General features: G+C 68.4%; 15 protein-coding genes. 6 read left to right on the top strand and 9 right to left on the bottom strand.

Going from position 1 to position 16,456, the window contains the following annotated elements; all coding sequences use genetic code 11:
* Positions 1-111: 111 nt before the first annotated feature.
* The gene (locus tag FHR32_RS07375) at positions 112-1,707 is read right to left on the bottom strand and encodes a glycosyl hydrolase family 18 protein (RefSeq protein ID WP_246466027.1); all 1,596 of its coding nucleotides are present in this window, start codon (positions 1,705-1,707) and stop codon (positions 112-114) included.
* 241 nt (positions 1,708-1,948) lie between these two features.
* On the bottom strand, positions 1,949-4,240 hold the full coding sequence (glgB, locus tag FHR32_RS07370; protein ID WP_246466025.1) for a 1,4-alpha-glucan branching protein GlgB: 2,292 nt from the start codon (positions 4,238-4,240) through the stop codon (positions 1,949-1,951).
* 225 nt (positions 4,241-4,465) lie between these two features.
* Between glgB and FHR32_RS07365 the strand changes: the two genes are divergently transcribed.
* Positions 4,466-5,107 (top strand): DUF4328 domain-containing protein, encoded by a 642-nt coding sequence (locus FHR32_RS07365; protein WP_184753610.1) that lies wholly within the window; start codon positions 4,466-4,468, stop codon positions 5,105-5,107.
* Here FHR32_RS07365 and FHR32_RS07360 read toward each other — a convergent pair.
* From FHR32_RS07360 to FHR32_RS07335, 6 genes are all read right to left on the bottom strand, one after another.
* The gene (locus FHR32_RS07360) at positions 5,085-6,401 is read right to left on the bottom strand and encodes a copper amine oxidase (protein WP_312882118.1); all 1,317 of its coding nucleotides are present in this window, start codon (positions 6,399-6,401) and stop codon (positions 5,085-5,087) included. The genes FHR32_RS07365 and FHR32_RS07360 overlap by 23 nt on opposite strands.
* Positions 6,398-7,069 carry a Tat pathway signal sequence domain protein gene (locus FHR32_RS07355; protein WP_184753608.1) on the bottom strand — a complete coding sequence of 224 codons (672 nt, stop codon included), beginning with the start codon at positions 7,067-7,069 and terminating at the stop codon, positions 6,398-6,400. The genes FHR32_RS07360 and FHR32_RS07355 overlap by 4 nt, the downstream gene beginning before the upstream one ends.
* Before the next feature lie 171 nt (positions 7,070-7,240).
* Entirely contained in the window at positions 7,241-7,597 is a 357-nt protein-coding gene (locus FHR32_RS45800; protein WP_312882115.1) for a Rossmann-fold NAD(P)-binding domain-containing protein, read from the bottom strand.
* Between the two features lie 37 nt (positions 7,598-7,634).
* Positions 7,635-8,540: a sigma-70 family RNA polymerase sigma factor gene (locus FHR32_RS07345; protein ID WP_184753606.1), complete on the bottom strand. Its 906-nt coding sequence runs from the start codon at positions 8,538-8,540 to the stop codon at positions 7,635-7,637.
* Positions 8,541-8,593: 53 nt separating this feature from the next.
* Positions 8,594-9,301 carry a DUF899 domain-containing protein gene (locus tag FHR32_RS07340; protein WP_184753605.1) on the bottom strand — a complete coding sequence of 236 codons (708 nt, stop codon included), beginning with the start codon at positions 9,299-9,301 and terminating at the stop codon, positions 8,594-8,596.
* A 106-nt stretch (positions 9,302-9,407) separates the two neighbouring features.
* Positions 9,408-10,253, bottom strand: a complete 846-nt coding sequence (locus tag FHR32_RS07335; RefSeq protein WP_184753604.1) for an NAD-dependent epimerase/dehydratase family protein — start codon at positions 10,251-10,253, stop codon at positions 9,408-9,410.
* A 116-nt stretch (positions 10,254-10,369) separates the two neighbouring features.
* On the opposite strand from FHR32_RS07335, the gene FHR32_RS07330 reads away from it, so the two are divergent.
* The 3 genes from FHR32_RS07330 to FHR32_RS07320 all read left to right on the top strand — a co-directional run bounded on the left by FHR32_RS07330 (position 10,370) and on the right by FHR32_RS07320 (position 13,834).
* Positions 10,370-10,813 (top strand): MarR family winged helix-turn-helix transcriptional regulator, encoded by a 444-nt coding sequence (locus FHR32_RS07330; protein WP_184753603.1) that lies wholly within the window; start codon positions 10,370-10,372, stop codon positions 10,811-10,813.
* Between the two features lie 266 nt (positions 10,814-11,079).
* Complete coding sequence (locus FHR32_RS07325; RefSeq protein ID WP_184753602.1) at positions 11,080-12,021, top strand: DUF11 domain-containing protein; 942 nt, start codon at positions 11,080-11,082, stop codon at positions 12,019-12,021.
* A 226-nt stretch (positions 12,022-12,247) separates the two neighbouring features.
* Complete coding sequence (locus FHR32_RS07320; protein ID WP_184753601.1) at positions 12,248-13,834, top strand: OmpA family protein; 1,587 nt, start codon at positions 12,248-12,250, stop codon at positions 13,832-13,834.
* A gap of 26 nt (positions 13,835-13,860) precedes the next feature.
* Here the strand turns inward: FHR32_RS07320 and FHR32_RS07315 are convergent, their stop codons facing one another.
* Positions 13,861-14,043 carry a hypothetical protein gene (locus tag FHR32_RS07315; protein ID WP_184753600.1) on the bottom strand — a complete coding sequence of 61 codons (183 nt, stop codon included), beginning with the start codon at positions 14,041-14,043 and terminating at the stop codon, positions 13,861-13,863.
* Between the two features lie 345 nt (positions 14,044-14,388).
* Between FHR32_RS07315 and FHR32_RS07310 the strand changes: the two genes are divergently transcribed.
* Together FHR32_RS07310 and FHR32_RS07305 are read left to right on the top strand one after the other, a co-directional pair.
* Entirely contained in the window at positions 14,389-15,681 is a 1,293-nt protein-coding gene (locus FHR32_RS07310; protein ID WP_184753599.1) for an AAA family ATPase, read from the top strand.
* Positions 15,641-16,273: an RloB family protein gene (locus tag FHR32_RS07305; protein ID WP_184753598.1), complete on the top strand. Its 633-nt coding sequence runs from the start codon at positions 15,641-15,643 to the stop codon at positions 16,271-16,273. The genes FHR32_RS07310 and FHR32_RS07305 overlap by 41 nt, the downstream gene beginning before the upstream one ends.
* Positions 16,274-16,456: the final 183 nt, after the last annotated feature.

Here is a 16,456-nt window from a genome sequence, read left to right as displayed (position 1 = left end):
AAGCAGCCTTTTGTTCCGAGAGAATACCTTGATCCGGATTATGAGGATCTTTTCGGAAACGGCTCGACCCTCCGCGGCGTGACGCACACGGAGGGCCGAGTGATCGAAATGTTAGTTGAGGCCGTTGGCGATCGCACTGATGAGGTCACCGTTGGCGGTGTCGCCGCTGGTCTCCCAGAAGAACGCGCCGCCCAGCCCCTGGTTCTTGGCGTAGGTCATCTTGCCGGCGATGGTGGCCGGGGTGTCGTAGCTCCACCACTGGCCGTTGCAGAAGCCGTAGGCGGCGCCGCCGACGGTGCCGGTGGCCGGGCACTTGGTCTTGAGGACCTTGTAGTCCTCGATACCGGCCTCGTAGGTGCCCTGGGCCGCGCCGGTGGCGGTGCCACCCGGAGCCGCCTGCGTCACGCCGGCCCAGCCTCGGCCGTAGAAGCCGATGCCGAGGAGCAGCTTGCTCGCGGGGACGCCCTTGGACTTCAGCTTCTGGATCGCGGCGTCGGAGTTGAAGCCGTCCTTGGGGATGCCGGTGTAGGAGGTGAGGGGTGAGTGCGGAGCGGTCGGGCCCTTGGCGTCCCAGGCGCCGAAGAAGTCGTAGGTCATAGGCATGAACCAGTTGAGGTTCGAGGCCGCACCGGCGTAGTCGGCGACGTCGATCTTGCCGCCGCTGGAGCCGTCGGCGGTGATCGCCGCGGTGACCAGGGCGTTGGCGCCGAACTTGGAGCGCAGTGCCGAGATCACGTTCTTGAACGCGTTCGGGCCGCTGCTGTCACAGGTGAGACCGCAGGCGTTGGGGTACTCCCAGTCGACGTCGATGCCGTCGAAGACGTCGGCCCAGCGCGGGTCCTCCACCAGGTTGTAGCAGGAGTCGGCGAACGCGGCGGGGTTGGCCGCGGCCTGGGTGAAGCCGCCCGACCAGGTCCAGCCGCCGAAGGACCAGATCACCCTGAGGTTCGGGTAGGCCTTCTTCAGCTTGCGGAGCTGGTTGAAGTTGCCGCGCAGCGGCTGGTCCCAGGTGTCGGCCACGCCGTCGACGCTCTGGTCGGCGGTGTAGGCCTTGTCGTAGTCGGCGTAGGAGTCGCCGATCGCGCACCTGCCGCCCGCGGTGTTGCCGAAGGCGTACAGGATGTGTGTCAGCTTCGCCGCCGAGCCGCTCGTGATCAGGTTCTTCACGTGGTAGTTGCGGCCGTAGACGCCCCACTCGGTGAAGTAGCCGACGACCTTCTTACCCGAGGGACCGCCGGTCGGGGTGACGGTCGGCGTCGGGGTGGGGGTGGGGGTGACCGTCGGGGTCGGCGTGGGTGTCGGGTCGGGGTTCCCGCTGCCGTTGCAGGCGGCGCCGTTGAGCGTGCAGTTCAGCACCCCGGTCAGCCCGCCGGGCGCGCCGTTGAACCCGAAGCTGACGGAGGCTCCCGCCGCCACCGCTCCGTTCCAGGACTTGTTGACGAAGGTGTAGTGGCTGCCGCTCCTGGTGAGGTCGGCGTCCCACGCGGAGGGGATCGAGATGCCGGAGGGGAGATCGAACTCGACCTTCCAGCTTGTCAGGGCGCTCGTCCCCGCTTTCACGGTGACCTTGCCCTCGAAGCCCGAGCCCCAGTCGGAGGCGGTGGCGTAGGTGGCGGTGGCCGGAGTGGCGGCTGTGGCGCTGCTCATCCCCAGGGGGACGAGCAGCGCTGCGGCTGCGATCAGGGAGCCGATGGTGATTCGTCGCAAGGGTCGCTCCAGGTCAAAGAGTGCCTAGCCCCCGTATTCATAGGAAAGTTTCCTATTAATTTCTAAAGAGTAGGTTCTCGTTCCCGGCTGGTCAATGCTCTGTCGGCCCCCAGCGAATCGCCGGATGCCCGTCATACACCCGCCGGACATGGAACGGGCCGGTCACGCAGTGCGTGACCGGCCCGGACGGGTGGAAATCAGGTGGAAAACGTATTTCTCCCGGTTGGCGTACGCGCTCAGGTCAGTCCGATTTCCTCGTGACTTCCTTCGCCGCTTCAGCCGGAGCTCCGTCCCCGGTCTCCCCGCTGGCCGCCTCCTCCAGGATCTGCTCCGCCTCCGCCTCCACGGCGGCCACCTCCGTGACGGGCACCTCCACGACGTTGTCGCCGGCGTGCCGGAGCCAGACGGCGCCCAGGGGCGGGACGCGCAGACGGGCGGAGTACGGCAGGCCGTGATGGGGTTCCTCCACCGCCTCCACGGTGCCGAGGTTGCCCACGCCGCTGCCCGCGTAGTCGTAGGCGTCGGTGTTGATCGCCTCATCCCACGGACCCCCGAAGGGGAGGCCGAGGTGGTAGTCCTCGTGCGGCGCACCGGAGAAGTTGACCACGCAGGCCATGGCCGAGCCGTCCTGGGCGCGCCGGAGAAAGGAGAACACGTTGCCCGCCGCGTCGTCGGCGTCGATCCAGCGGAAACCCTCGGGGGAGGCGTCGAGACTCCACAGCGCCGGAGTCTCCCGGTAGACCCGGTTGAGATCGCGGACCAGCCGCTGGACCCCCTTGTGCCCGTCGAAGTCGAGCACCCACCAGTCGAGCCCGCGCTCCTCCGACCACTCCGAGCCCTGGCCGAACTCCCCGCCCATGAACAGCAACTGCTTGCCGGGGTGGGCCCACATGAAGGCGAACAGCGCCCGCAGGTTCGCGAACCGCTGCCACTCGTCCCCCGGCATCTTGCCGAGCAGCGACCCCTTGCCGTGCACCACCTCGTCGTGCGACAGCGGCAGCACGAAGTTCTCCGAGTAGGCGTACATCAGGGAGAACGTCATCTGGTGGTGGTGGTACTGCCGGAAGATCGGCTCGTGCTTGAGATATGCCAGGGTGTCGTGCATCCAGCCCATGTTCCACTTGAACCCGAAGCCCAGCCCGCCCAGGTGCACCGGCCGGGAGACACCCGGCCAGGCGGTCGACTCCTCGGCGACCGTGACGATCCCCGGCTGGTCCCGGTAGGCGACCGCGTTCATCTCCTTCAGGAACGCCACCGCGTCGAGGTTCTCCCGCCCGCCGTACTCGTTGGGCGTCCACTCGCCCTCGCGCCGGGAGTAGTCGAGGTAGAGCATCGAGGCGACCGCGTCCACCCGCAGCCCGTCGATGTGGAACTCGCGCAGCCAGTACGTCGCGTTGGCGACCAGGAAGTTGCGCACCTCCCTGCGGCCGAAGTCGAAGATGTAGGTGCCCCACTCGGGATGCTCGCCCCGCGCCGGGTCGGCATGCTCGTACAGCGGCGTCCCGTCGAACCTGGCCAGTGCCCAGTCGTCCATCGGGAAGTGCGCGGGCACCCAGTCGACCACCACGCCGATGCCCGCCCCGTGGAGCCGGTCCACCAGGTGACGGAACTCGTCCGGGCTGCCGAACCGGGCCGTCGGCGCGTAGTAGGACGTGACCTGGTAGCCCCAGGAACCGCCGAACGGATGCTCGGCCACCGGCATGAGCTCCACGTGCGTGAACCCCATGTCCACCACGTAGTCGACCAGCTGGTCTGCCAGCTCCAGGTAGGACAGTCCCGGCCGCCACGAGCCCAGATGCACCTCGTAGGTGCTCATCGGCCGTTCCGGCGCGCTGTGGTCCGCGCGCCCCCGCATCCACACGTCGTCCTGCCAGCCGTAGGAGGAGTGCTCGATCACCGACGCGGTCGCGGGCGGGACCTCGGTCCGCCGGGCCATGGGATCGGCCTTCGCCCGCCAGACCCCGTCCGCGCCGAGGACCTGGAACTTGTAGCGGTCGCCCGCGCCCAGGCCGGGGATGAAGAGCTCCCAGACTCCGGAGCTGCCGAGTGAACGCATGGGGTAGGCGGTGCCGTCCCAATGGTTGAAGTCGCCGATCACCCGGATGCCGCGCGCGTTGGGCGCCCACACGGCGAAGGCCGTGCCGTCCACGTCCTCGTGCCGCATGACCCGCGCGCCGAGCACCTCCCACAGCCGCTCGTGGCGTCCCTCACCGATCAGATGCAGATCAACCTCGCCCAGCGTGGGCCAGTGCCGGTAGGGATCACCCGTCTCGTACGGCTCGGCTCCGGGATAGGTCACCCGCAGGCGGTAGTCGGGAATCTTGTCCAGGCCGGGGATCGTCACCGCGAACACCCCGTGGGCGACATGCTTCATGTCGTATTCCTGGCCGTCCGCGAGGACCTGGACCTTCTTGGCGAGTGGCCGGAGCGCCCTGACCGTCACGCCGCCCCGCCCGGAATGTGCCCCGAGGATCGAGTGCGGGTCGTGGTGTGCCCCACCCGCAAGGCGCTCCAGGTCCAAGTGCGCGTTCATGGATCACTCCCATTGATCGGTATCCCCTAACCCTGCCCTATCCGGGCACCCCATCCCATGCCCTTGTCCGCTATCACCATGCGTGTCGGAAAAAGTGCGAAGAGGGGAGCGGTGAAATCGGAATTGTCGCCCCCTGTCTCTTGCAGAAATACTGTTGCCGGTCCATTGATCACGCAGAGGACGGCGATGCATTCCTTCCCCCCACCACCCCGCCCCCTGCGACCCGTGCGCGGATTCGCCACCGGGGCGGTGGTCGCACTGGGGATCACCTCCCTCGCCGACACCGTCTGGATGCTCGGCGGCCCTGACATCGGCGCGGCGCTGAAGCGGATGTCAGAGGACGGCTTCCTGCTGGATTGGAGCGACCTGCCGGCGGTCGCGATGCTCTTCCTGCGGCCCCTCGCCTACGCCGTCGGAGGGGTCGCCTTCCTGGTCTGGCTCTTCCGGGCCCGGGCGAACGCCGAGACGCTGAGCCGGGTCCCGCACCGCTGGTTCCGGATCTTCATCGTGTTGGGCTGGTTCCTGCCGGTCGTCAACTGGTGGCTCCCCAGGCAGATCGTGGACGACGTCTGGGCGTCGTCCAGACCCGGTGGCCTGCGCGGCGAGCAGATCGGTGGGGAGATGCGCTCGTGGCTGGTCTGGGCCTGGTGGGTGTCGTGGCTGCTGGGGGTCTGGGTGCTGCCGCTGGCCTCCGGGGCGCTCCTGGCCATGGGAGGCCGGTTCTCCTCCGGCGGCACGCGCTGGTGGCACCTCTTTCTCCTCAGCCCCACGCTGCTCGCGGCGGTCCTCGCGATCCTGGTGGTGCTGCGGATCACCAGACGTCAGGAGGACCGCCGCGTGTGGATCAGTGAGGGTTCTTGGCCGTGATGTCGCGGGGGGTGATGCGGAACCCCTGCCAGTGGGTCGGCATGGGGTCGGCGTCCTCGTCGCGGGCGACGTGGTGGAAGCCGACGTTGACCCAGAGCACGGGATCGGTGAGCCTCTCGCCGTTGACGTAACGGTCGACGGAGGTCGCGCATCCGGGCGACGGGTTGACGGTCGCCAGGCGCTCGCATGGGCGATACTGGGTGACGTAGAGGTCGGCGCGGGTGAAGGCCTCACCGGCCGGGCCGCGGTACTCCGCGCTGTCGGAGTTGTTGATCTCCCAGGAGGCGGGGTGTCCGTCCGCGTTGCGGACCCCCTTGTCCAGCACCCGCCACCAGCGCATCCGGCTGTTGACGGCCTTGGTCTCCGTGGTGAAGGCCGTACGTTTCAGGCTCCGCTTGGCCGTACCGGACCCGGCGAAGTCGTACTGCTCGACGACGTCGCCCGCCTTGCCCTGGATGTCGAAGTCAAGACGCCAGAAGATGTTGTGGCTGTGGCTCTCCTCGAAGCTCGTGCTCCCCACGCCGATCGGCCAGCCGTGCTCGGGCGTGGTGGTGGTCCCCGCCAGCGAGCCGGTCGCACCCACGCGGGGAGTGATCGCCCCGTCGTCGGAGAAGGCCCATTCGACCAGGTAGGTGTACCAGCCCACCTGGAAGGCGGCGAACACCACCAGGTCACGCCCCTGCGCCGATCTGTTGGGCCCGTCGTAGCCGGACTTGAGATAGGCGTGGCCACGTGCGCGGGTCGTCACGCAGACGTACTGCCCGCGGCGCTCGCCGCCGGGGCAGTCGGCGGCCTGCAACGGGATGGCGGACTGGCCGAGTGCCCCGATGTCGTGGTAGCGGGGATTGCCGCTGTCGTAGGGCACATGGATCTGGGCCAGCGCGGCGCTGCGCAGCACGCTGACCGGCCTGTTGCCCCGGGGGGTGTAGACGACCTTGGTGAGCGTCAGCCCCTCGATGGTGCGCATCTCCCAGCAGAGCTGCCAGCGCGCGCCGTTCGGCAGGGCCGTGTCGACCAGGTACGGCGCGCTGCACGGAGGTTGCGGAGCCTGCGTCGGCGCGGCGGCCTGTGCCGGGGCGGTGGGTGTCGATACGGCGCCGCGCGCCGGTGCGGTGGGTGCGGGCGGGACGGGCAGAGGACGCGCGGCGGACGCCGGCGCGAGGGCCTGTCCCGGGGCTGCGGGCAGGGGATGCGCGGCAGGCGTGGCGTGTGCGGCGGCGGGGGCGCCGACGAGCGGGGAAAGAGAGAGGGAGAGCAGGGAGAAGGAGAGGGCCAGGCGCAGGAACACGGTCACCACTCCAGGGTGTAGATCTTCTTGGCGGACAGGTCGACGGCGATCCGGCTGGTGTCCAGCCAGGTGGCGCCGGGGAAGCGGACGAACAGCCGCACGCACCGGTGGGTCCGGCACGGCTCGCCCCCGCTCTCCTGGCCGGGGACGAAGATCAGCCCCCGCAGACCCAGGTCGGCGGCGGACCGCAACCGCCCGCCGCCGGACGCCCTGGCGTAGGACTCGCGCACGCCCGTGCCGTACGCCGGATCGGCCAGCAGCAGCTCGGCGGCCCTGACCTCCTCCGCGGCGGAGGGCGGCGGCTGCACGCCCCGCGTCGCGGTCTCCTCCACGACCTTGCCCTGGCCGAGGTCCACGGTCCGCACGATCAGCTTGTCGGCGGCGTAGTCGTACAGGTAGGCGTCGGCCCGCCGCTGCTCGACGTCCTTGTCGTCGTCGCGCTCGACATAGAGCAGGTCGACCTGCCCGGTGGTCATGTGCGCCCGCAAGGTGGCCGACGCGATGCCGGTCGCCCGTGTGATCTCCTCACCGGTCAGCGGATCCCCCGGGGCGGGCACCCTCGGGGCGACCCCCGCCGCCTGCGACCCCTGCCCGCCGGACAGCAGGAACGCCGCTCCCGCCGCGGCCGCCACTCCCGCTCCCGCGAGCGCCATCACGATCCGCCGTCGCCCCACGAGCACCTCTTTACCGATTGTTGACCTATGCTCGCGCATTGTAATCGCGACACGGCCTCCGGTCAGTTCGAACGGCGTAATCCGTGACGGGTTCCGTCGCGGCGGAGAAGGACTCTCCCGCGCCGGGCGGACTCATCTCCGGGGAGGGCGCCCGGCCGGCCTACCGGATGCTCACACCCGTGCGGGGACCAGATGCCGGGTCAGCCCGAGAATCAAGGCCCAGGTCGGCTCGGCGGACGGGGTCGAGCCGCTCCCCGTGCCGCAGACGGTCACGCCGTGTGCCCTGGCGGCGTCAAGATCGATGGAGGCGTTGCACATCCCGGAGGTGATGAGCAGCCCCAGCTTGGGCAGCCTGGCGAACAGGTACGCCGGGAACGGGGTCCGCTCCCGCATGATCACCACGATCTCGTAGTCCCCGATCGCCCGCACGAGGTCGTCCGGAGAGGTGAGGTGCTCCCGGAAGCGCGTCACCTCCACCGACGACCAGTCGGCCCGACCGAGGGCCACTCCCTGGTAGCCGTCGAGCACAGCGCAGCATGGGCCCGACCTTATCGGCACCGGTTTTTCAGAGGCCGAACGACCGGAAAAGGCCTGGATGGTCATGGAAGGTGATGATCCGGGTGATGCCCTCGGTAGTGACCGTGAGCACCTGGATGGCGTGCGGCCGGCCGTCCCGGTAGAGGGCGACGGCCGGCTGCCCGTTGGCTCTGACGGGCAGCGCCGTGAAGACGGCGTCCAGGCGGGGCGCCAGATGGCGGCGGATGTGCTCCCGCCCGACGAACCAGGTCGGATACGGCGGCATCTCCCAGGCGGCGTCCTCCGTCACGACCTTCATCAACGCCTCGATGTCGGCGTTCTCGAAGGCGGCCGTGTAGCGGTCGAGCACGTCCCGCTGGAACGGGTCCGCCGGCTCGGCCAGCTTCTCCTCCTCCAGCGAGGCCCCCGCCAACTGTGCCCTGGCCCGCTGCAGCGCGCTGTTGACCGCGGCGGTCGAGGTCTCGAGCAGGTCGGCCACCTCGCGCGCCCGCCAGGTCAGTACGTCGCGCAGGATCAGCACGGCGCGCTGCCTGGCGGGCAGGTATTGCAGGGCGGCCACGAAGGCCAGTCGCATGCTCTGCTGCGACTCCACCACCGTGGCCGGATCGGGCAGGGGCTGCAGCCACGGCACCTCGGGCATCGTCGGAGCCAGGGGCGCGTCGGGGTCGTCGCCCGGCGCGCCCAGCCCCGAGGGCAGCGGCCGGCGGCCGTCGCGCTCGATCGCCTTCAGGCACGCCCTGGTGGCGATCCGGTACAGCCAGGTGCGCAGGGACGACCTGCCCTCGAAGCCGTCGTAGGCGCGCCACGCGCTCAGGTATGTCTCCTGCACCAGGTCCTCGGCGTCGCCGCCCGAGCCCACCATCCGGTAGCAGTAGGTCAGCAGTTCCCGGCGGAACGGGTCGGTGAGACGGACGAAATCCTCATCCCGCGCCATCGCGCCCCCTTTCACGCGATTCAGGCGAGGGTCGTGATCCAGCCGGTCATCGCTCAGTACTTGTCATGGTGGAGGAACTGGTTGATGTACCTGCGCCTGCCCAGCAGGGTCAGGTCGAGGTAGTGGTAGGTGCCGACCACGGTCTCCGCGCCTCGGCCGTAGGTGGAGTAGGTGTGGAAGACCCGGTCCCCATCGCGCAGGAAGACGCTCAGCCCGTGCGCGTCCTGCCCGTCACGGACCAGAGCCGTGGTCAGGCCCTCCCGTTCCAGGGTCGCCTGGTCCTTGTAGTTGTACTCGGCCGGCTTCACGAGGCTGTCGAAGCTGACGTGGAAGTCGAAGTTGAAGTCGCTTCCGTGCGAGGAGTACCACGGGACGGTCCAGCCCATCCGCCGCTTGAAGGGCTCGATGTCGTCGTACGGCGCGCGCGACACCAGAACCAGGCTCGTGTCGAGCGCGTGCAAGTGCGCCAGGTGGCCGATGTTGTCGGTCACCAGCGAGCAGCTCGGACAGCCCTCGCGCCGGTCGTGGAGCCACATGAAATGGTAGACGATGAGCTGGCGCCGCCCCTCGAACAGGTCGGTCAGGCTCACCTTCCCCTCGGGGCCCTCGAACACGTACTCCTTGTCGATCTCGACCATCGGCAGCTCGCGGCGGCGCGCGGTCACCGCGTCCTGGGCACGCATCGCCTCCTTCTCCTGCGCGAGCAGCTCCTTGCGGGCGGCCAGCCATTCGCCTCGCGAAACGATCTGTGGAAGATCCATCGGGTTCTCCTTGGTGTGGTGTCACCCCGTATAGATCCGCCGTCCTTCCAAAAGTCATCGGTCTCGGCTCCGCCGGATCGTCATGACGGCGACAGGGGACCCGCCTTCACAGGGCGCCGGCGTCCCTGGCGGTGTAGACGGTGGGATACAGCGGCCGGAAGCCCAGCTCGCGGCGGATCTTGGAGGGATCGACGATGCCCTCCCACGGGTCGTCGAGCGCCCGGCTCGCCGCCTCCGCGGGGATCGGCTCGCCGTTGAGGTCGCACAGCTCCAGCGCGGTGACGGGCGCGTCGTCGGCCACGTTGAACGTCTCGCCGTCCACGCCCCGCGCCGAGATGAGCCGGACCAGCGCCTGGGCGACGTCGGCGTGGTGGACCATGTGCAGGCGCTTGTGCGCCGCCCAGTCGCGTGCCCAGTGCAGCGACTCGGCGAGGTGCGGGTCGCCGTCGCCGTAGACGAAGGCCAGGCGGGCGATGCGCAGGGGCAGCCCCTCGGTCCGGTGCATTTCCAGGAGCGCTCTCTCCGCGTCGGCCTTGCTGGTGGGATATGCCCAGCCGGGGGTGGCGAGCTCGACGGACTCGGCGGCCGGTCGGCCATGGCCGGGGCCGTAGACGAGGTTGGTGCTGGTGTAGACGAACCGGGTGACGCCGGCCCGCAGGGCGGCGGCCGCCAGATCGACGGTGGCGGTGTGGTTGACGGCGATCGCCTCCTCGTCGGAGACGCCGCGGAAGGCCGCGCCGAGGTGGACGACCGCGTCGACGCCCTTGAGGGCGCCGTCGAGGTCGCCGCTGTCACGCAGGTCGCCGACGACGACCTCGGCGCCGAGCCTGGCGAGCGGCTCCGCCCGTGTGGCGTCGCGGACCAGCACGCGGACGGCTCCGGCCTGCTGGAGCAGCCGGGGGACGGACCGGCTGCCGACGCGGCCGGTCGCACCGGTGACAAGAACGGTCATGGGGGCTCCTCGTGCTCGATGTGCTGTGGGTCACAACGCTAGCAGATGCTTTGAGGAATCCAACCTTATCATTCATCCAATATTCAGATCCATGCGACGGACATACCATGGTCGCCATGGAACAACGTGACCCTGAGCAGGACGGAGGGCTCAGGTCCGAGATCTGGGAAGCCCTGTACGACTTCTTTCTGGCCGAGCACGAGCGCAACCTGGAGTCCGTCGCCGAGCTCGGCGTCAGCCCGGGCGACCTCAAGGCCCTCATGCGGCTGGTCCCCGGTCAGGGTGAGCCGATGCGCGCGCTGGCCGACATGTGGCGCTGCGACGCCTCCACCGTCACCTGGATCGTCGACCGGCTGGAGAAGCACGGCTACGTCGAGCGTCAGGCCCATCCGACCGACCGCCGCGTCAAGGTCGTGGTCCTGAGCGGTCACGGTGAGGACCTCCGGGCGCGGGTGCTCCGGCAGCTCCACCGCCCGCCCGCCGCCCTGTCGGAGCTGTCCCAGGCCGACCTGCGGGTGCTGCGCCGGCTCTCGGCTCGCCTGAAGCCGGAAGACGGCTGAACGGCTGAACGGCTGAACGGCTGAACGGCCGAACGGCTGATCGGTGGGTCGGCGGGTCGGCGGACCTCTCCGGCTGAAGCGAAATCATGCCGATCTCATCTGAAATGCCAAAACCACCACCTGTTTCACGAAGATTCGTCACACTCTGCGTGTCATCGTGTACGGAGCGATTCAACCCGTCTGTTTCGGCCCCGCGCCGGACGGGGGCGGCGGGGTTCCGCACACGGCGGCCATCGGGCTGTTCCCCGCCGAACCAAGGAGAAGACGTGTCCTCGACGACAAGCGCCGCACCAGGCCGTACGCGCCGGACATCCACGGTGGTGGGCGTCCTGCTGGCGCTCCTGGCCGCCGCCGGCCTGGCGGGTCCGGCGCCCGCCGCCGCCGACGACGCCACCACGATCACCATCGGGCAGCCCGGACACATCACGCTCACCGCGCCCAGGACCGTCAACCCCGGCGCCGAGGCCCTGCTGGACCTCACCTACACCAACACCTCCGGCCGCGCGGTCGGATCGGCCCCGCTGACCATCACCTTGGCCCCCGAGGCCGACAGCAGCCTCAACGTGGGCGGCCTCTCCTGGTGGTCGCCGGACGTGGAGGGCCACACGCAGGGCGTCACCGGCGACAACGCGACCCGCACGATCACGGTCGACTGGCGCTCCTTCGACCCGGGCGACACCAACCGCACCGTGGTCTACCTCCCCTTCAAGGACACCGCATCCGGTTCGGTGCCCCTGCACGCCACCCTGACCGAGAACTTCGACGACGGTCCCGTCACCACCGACCTCGGCGACCTGACGATCAACGCCATCCCGCCCGCGGCCGACCTCGCCGTCTCGCTGGACGCCTCACCCAAGAACCTGGGCGTCCTCTACGCCACCTTCACCGCCACCGTCACCAACCAGGGCCCCGCCACCGCGACCGCGGCACGCCTGCGTTTCACCTACCCGAAGGGTTTCGCCCAGCCGAGCGCCCCGGGCTGCGCCGTCAACACCTCGGCCCGCACCGCAACCTGTGACCTCGGCGCCCTCCCCGCCGGCGGTTCCGTGACCAGATCGCTGGGCCTGCACACCCAGCTGCTCACCATCAGCAACCACCTCACCGTCACGGCCGCCCGTCTCGACAGCACCCCGGCCGACCCCCGGTCTTCCAACGACACCGCCTCCGCGACCTGCTCCGCCATCACCGGCCTGCTCGTCCGCTGCTGACCCGCGCGTGAGCATGGCCCCCGGCGCGCCCGCCGTGCCGGGGGCCACGGTGAAGTGTCAACGACCGGACGGAGTCCGTGAACGCACGGATGAATGACGTCGCCGTGGGCCGGAGAACCGCTCCACGGAGCCGGCCGGAGGGGCCCGCGAAGGCCGCTATGCCGATCCTGAATGTCGGCTCACTAGCCTGATGCCTCCCCTACGCCTTTCGGACGAGGAGATGGTGATGGCAAGGAAGCCGGCGTCGCTTGTGACCATGACAGTGGTGACGGCCATGTTGACGTCATGCGGTCTGACGGGTGTCCAGCAGGGCGGAGGCGGTGAGGAACGCCAGTCCGAGGCCGCGCCCACCTCGCGCCCCACGGCACCTGAGACGCCCGCTGCCTCCTCCTCGCCGACCGGCACCGGAGCCGACACCCGTCCCGCGCTGGCGAGCACCCGGAGCACCCTCACCCCGGCCTTCAAAGTCGACGTGGTCGGGCTGAACCGGGTCGCGGGCAAGCACCTCGTGGTCCAGCTCAGGCTCTCCAACACCGGTACGGACAAGCACTTCTCCTGGACGGGGGAGCTCGGGGACAACACCCGCCCGCTCGGCGAGATCCGCTGGGCCTCGGGCATCGGCGTGCTGGACGCGGCCGCACGCCGCTGGCTGCTGCCGTACAAGCCGGCCGACGGCCCGTGCCTGTGCAGTGACCAGAAGCGGGACGACCTCGGCTACTTCGTCGAACCCGGTGAGTCGCTCCCCGTCTACGCCGTCCTCCCCGCCCCTTCGGGGAACCCGGCCACCACCACCGTCGTCACCCCGCTCGGCCCGCCCATGGTCGATGTGCCGATCAGCGACGAGCCCGTCGCGCCGCTGCCCGGCCAGGACATCCCCGACCCCGACGCCCAGCCGGTCACCATGATCAGCCACCGGATCGTGACGCCGTCGGAGTCGCCCGACAGATCGGAGGAGACCACCGACGACGGCAGGGACCTGCGCGTCAACCTCTCCTCCGACGTGCTGTTCGCACTGAACAAGGCCGACCTGACGTCGAGGGCCAGGGCCGTGCTCGCGCGTACGGCCAAGCTGGTCGACGCCTCCGAGGGCGCCACGGTCACGGTCGAGGGGCATGCCGACTCCTCGGGCACCGACGCCATCAACGACCCGCTCTCCCAGCGCCGGGCCCAGGCCGTACAGCGTGCCCTGTCCGGCCTGCTGACCAGGCAGGGGGTGCGTTTCCAGGCCAAGGGGTACGGCTCCCGCCGGCCGCTGTACAGCAACGACGACGAGGAGGGGCGGCGGCGGAACCGGCGCGTCACCGTGACGTTCGCCAGGCCGCAGCCCGCCGAGACGCGGCCCCCGTCCACTCCCGAGGCGGACCCGGCGCCGGACGGGAACGGCCCCACGTCACGCGCGAAATACGACGGGCAGCCGTTCACCCTGCAGGCGGCCGGCCTGCGGCGGCTCCCCGGCGATCTGGGCGTCCTCACCTACGAGGTCACCAACGACGGCGACGAGGAAGCCTGGAACCACGAGCTGAACTGGTCGGCCGAATGGCTGTCGTACAAATATCACGCGGCCAGCAACGTGCGGTTGACGGACGTCGCCACCCGGCGGCTGTACCTGCCGGGCAGGATCCTGGCGCAGACCGACGACGGAACCGACACCTACTGCGCCTGTAGCGGGATGGCGGGCGTCCGCCTGAGCGCGGGAAAGTTCGCCCCCGGTCAGACGAAGGAGTTCTGGAGCCTCTTCGCTCTCCCCGCCGGCGTATCGGAGACCCAGGTCAAGATCGCCGAGTATCCCCCGCTGCGCGTCCCCGTTCGGTAGGACGACACCCTGGGGCGATCCGACGCCTACGCGCCGCCGGACACGGAGAAGCGCTGGGGCCGGCTCGGCGCTGCGGTGGCTCCGTGGAAGTCCGCCAGCCAGGCGGCCAGAGTCCGCTCGGCGAGCTTGAGCACGAAATCGCTGTCGCCCATCTCCTCGGGGATATGGATGAGACCCCGGAGCAACGGTGGCTGGTTCGGCGTGGTCATGGCCCTCGCTCTGGCCTCGGGGGGAATTTTGAAGTTACAAAGGTGGTCGGGCGAGAACGCCCTGGGGAAAGGGAAGCTGGGCTTTCTGATCCACTAACTTAAGTTATGTCGCCTATGTCCATTTAAGTCCTCTTTTTTTGTTGTGTTCACAGGTTGCCACCGGCATTTGGTGATACGGAAATTGCAGAGTGTGATCCTACGGTTGGGCATGCGTATGGGAAGAGTCTTCGAGCTTCCCTGAGGGACAACCGGGCGGCCTTTCCCGTACAGTTGCTCGTGTTCGTCCGCGCGGTTCTTCCGCATGAGCGGGGGTGAACCCCTCGTGGAAAGGAGGTCGGCGCGCCGATGCTGCTGAGTTTCCGTGTGGCGAATCATCGTTCACTCCGCAATGAACAGCAATTGTTGCTGGTCCCTGGTCCAGGCGTCGATGGTTCGGCTGAATCTGACCAGAGAGGCGTTCCCGTAATCGGGATCTTCGGCCCCAACGCCTCCGGCAAGACCAACGTCATCGATGCTCTGATCTACATGCGCAATCTGGTGCGCGGCTCTTTTCGGGAGAGCGAGCCGGGCACTGGAATCCGGCGCGAGTCCTTCGCCTTGGACCCCGATAAACGCAAAGCTCCGTCGACGTATGTTGTCGACCTTCTTCTAGAAGGCGACAGATACACATATGGTTTCTCGGTTGACGACACACGGGTGATCGAAGAGTGGATGTATTTTTATCCATGGAATCAGAAACATGTGATTTTTCGCCGACAGGCGGACACGTATTCGGGAAACAGTTCTTCCGGCTCCATGGAACAGGTTCAGGAGATCACAGAGCCGAACGTGCTCTTCCTGTCCGTCGCGGCGAGGTCGCGGCAGGCCATAGTCCGGGCGGTCTATGACTGGTTCGTGGGCCTCCTCGGCCGCGGACCCATGACGATGCGCTATCCCCCCCGTCCCTTCTCCGCTGGTTACCTCGACCGCTCCGGTTATCTCGACCGGCTGACGTCATTGCTGCAGGCCGCGGACACCGGGATCGAGTCCGCCGAGATTATCGAGGAGACCGACGCGGAGTTCGCCGAGCGGTCCGCTCGCGTGGGAGGAGCTGAGGGATATCAGCTGCAACGGCGTAAGGACATCCTTTTCAATCACAGGGGAGAGAGCGGAACGTTCGCCCTGGGACTGAGAGACCAGTCTCTCGGGACCCGTGCTCTTTACGAGCTGGGCCCGGCGGTCTTCCAGTCCCTCGATCGGGGCGCTCCTCTTCTCGTGGACGAGTTGGATTCGAGTCTGCACCCGTTTCTCTCGGCCCAGCTGATCAAGCTGTTCCGCGATCCCGCCACCAATCCCCTGGGAGCGCAGCTCATCTTCAGCAGCCACGACGCCACACTGCTCGGCCGGATCCAGGGTGAGGAGGTGCTCCATCGTGATCACATCTGGTTCACCGAGAAAGATGAGTGCGGTGTGACGGAGCTGTTTCCCTTGTCGGAATTCAAGCCGCGTCAAGATGAGCACCGGGAGCGGAGATATCTGGCCGGCCGTTACGGTGCCGTTCCGATCATCAATGACGAGATTTTCGCTGCCGCGCTGTCGGCGCGTGGAGAGGCAGGCGATGTCCCCCCAGACGAAAAAGCCTACGAGGGTCAACACTGAAACCTCCCTCACGTGGAGGGGATATGGCACAAAGGAGGAACGTTCCAGCTTTCTGATCGTGTGCGAGGGGCCCACCGAGAAGGGTTATTTCTCCGGTATGCGTTCACGCCGAGGCCCTCAGATCGAGGTAGACATCGCCAAGGGGGATCACCTTGCCGCGATACGCTATGCCGTCAGCCGGGTGTCAGACGAGTACGACGCGGTCTGGTGCGTTCAGGACACCGAGTTGGACTCGACGCTCACGGCCGCCATGCGGAGCGAAGCGAGGAAGGGTAACGGCAAGGTCAACCTTGCCCTGTCCACACCGTGCTTCGAGCTCTGGCTGATCCTGCATCGCACCGACTATGCGAGACCATTCCAGTCGGCCGACGCCGCCAAGAAGAAGCTGAAGAAGATCTTCCCCTCCTGGAGCGAGAGAAACACCCGGTTCTCCGACTTCGTCGACGGGGTCGACGCCGCATGTGACAGGGCCCGAAGGCTCGACCCCGACGGCAAAGAGCAGTTGAAGAACCCCTCGTCCAACGTCTGGCAGCTGATGGCGGTTCTCCAGGCAGATTCGAAACAGGCCGACCCCGACCCTTCGTGCGCCTGAAGACAGGCAGGCTCCTGCCATGACGGCGGGCCCGTCCGCACCCGGACGCTCACCGGGCGGGCTGGGGTTTCAGCAGGGGAGACGCCGGCGGGCCCAGACGGTTTTGCCGGGGCGGTCGGGGAGGGGGATGACGACGGGAATCCTCGGCGGCTTCGTGATCGCGGAGCTTCCCGGGAGCCCGGA

The organism is Streptosporangium album, assembly GCF_014203795.1.
GTDB classification, from domain to species: Bacteria; Actinomycetota; Actinomycetes; order Streptosporangiales; family Streptosporangiaceae; genus Streptosporangium; species Streptosporangium album.
The sequence above is the reverse complement of the archived record's forward strand: the minus strand, read 5'-3'. Positions and strand labels throughout refer to the sequence as shown.

Coding starts and splice junctions, on each gene's coding strand:
- glgB (WP_246466025.1), bottom strand. CDS start 4,240: ATGAACGCGCACTTGGACCTGGAGCGCCTTGCGGGTGGGGCACACCAC.
- FHR32_RS07345 (WP_184753606.1), bottom strand. CDS start 8,540: ATGGCGCGGGATGAGGATTTCGTCCGTCTCACCGACCCGTTCCGCCGG.
- FHR32_RS07340 (WP_184753605.1), bottom strand. CDS start 9,301: ATGGATCTTCCACAGATCGTTTCGCGAGGCGAATGGCTGGCCGCCCGC.
- FHR32_RS07335 (WP_184753604.1), bottom strand. CDS start 10,253: ATGACCGTTCTTGTCACCGGTGCGACCGGCCGCGTCGGCAGCCGGTCC.
- FHR32_RS07330 (WP_184753603.1), top strand. CDS start 10,370: ATGGAACAACGTGACCCTGAGCAGGACGGAGGGCTCAGGTCCGAGATC.
- FHR32_RS07320 (WP_184753601.1), top strand. CDS start 12,248: ATGGCAAGGAAGCCGGCGTCGCTTGTGACCATGACAGTGGTGACGGCC.
- FHR32_RS07315 (WP_184753600.1), bottom strand. CDS start 14,043: ATGACCACGCCGAACCAGCCACCGTTGCTCCGGGGTCTCATCCATATC.
- FHR32_RS07310 (WP_184753599.1), top strand. CDS start 14,389: ATGCTGCTGAGTTTCCGTGTGGCGAATCATCGTTCACTCCGCAATGAA.
- FHR32_RS07305 (WP_184753598.1), top strand. CDS start 15,641: ATGTCCCCCCAGACGAAAAAGCCTACGAGGGTCAACACTGAAACCTCC.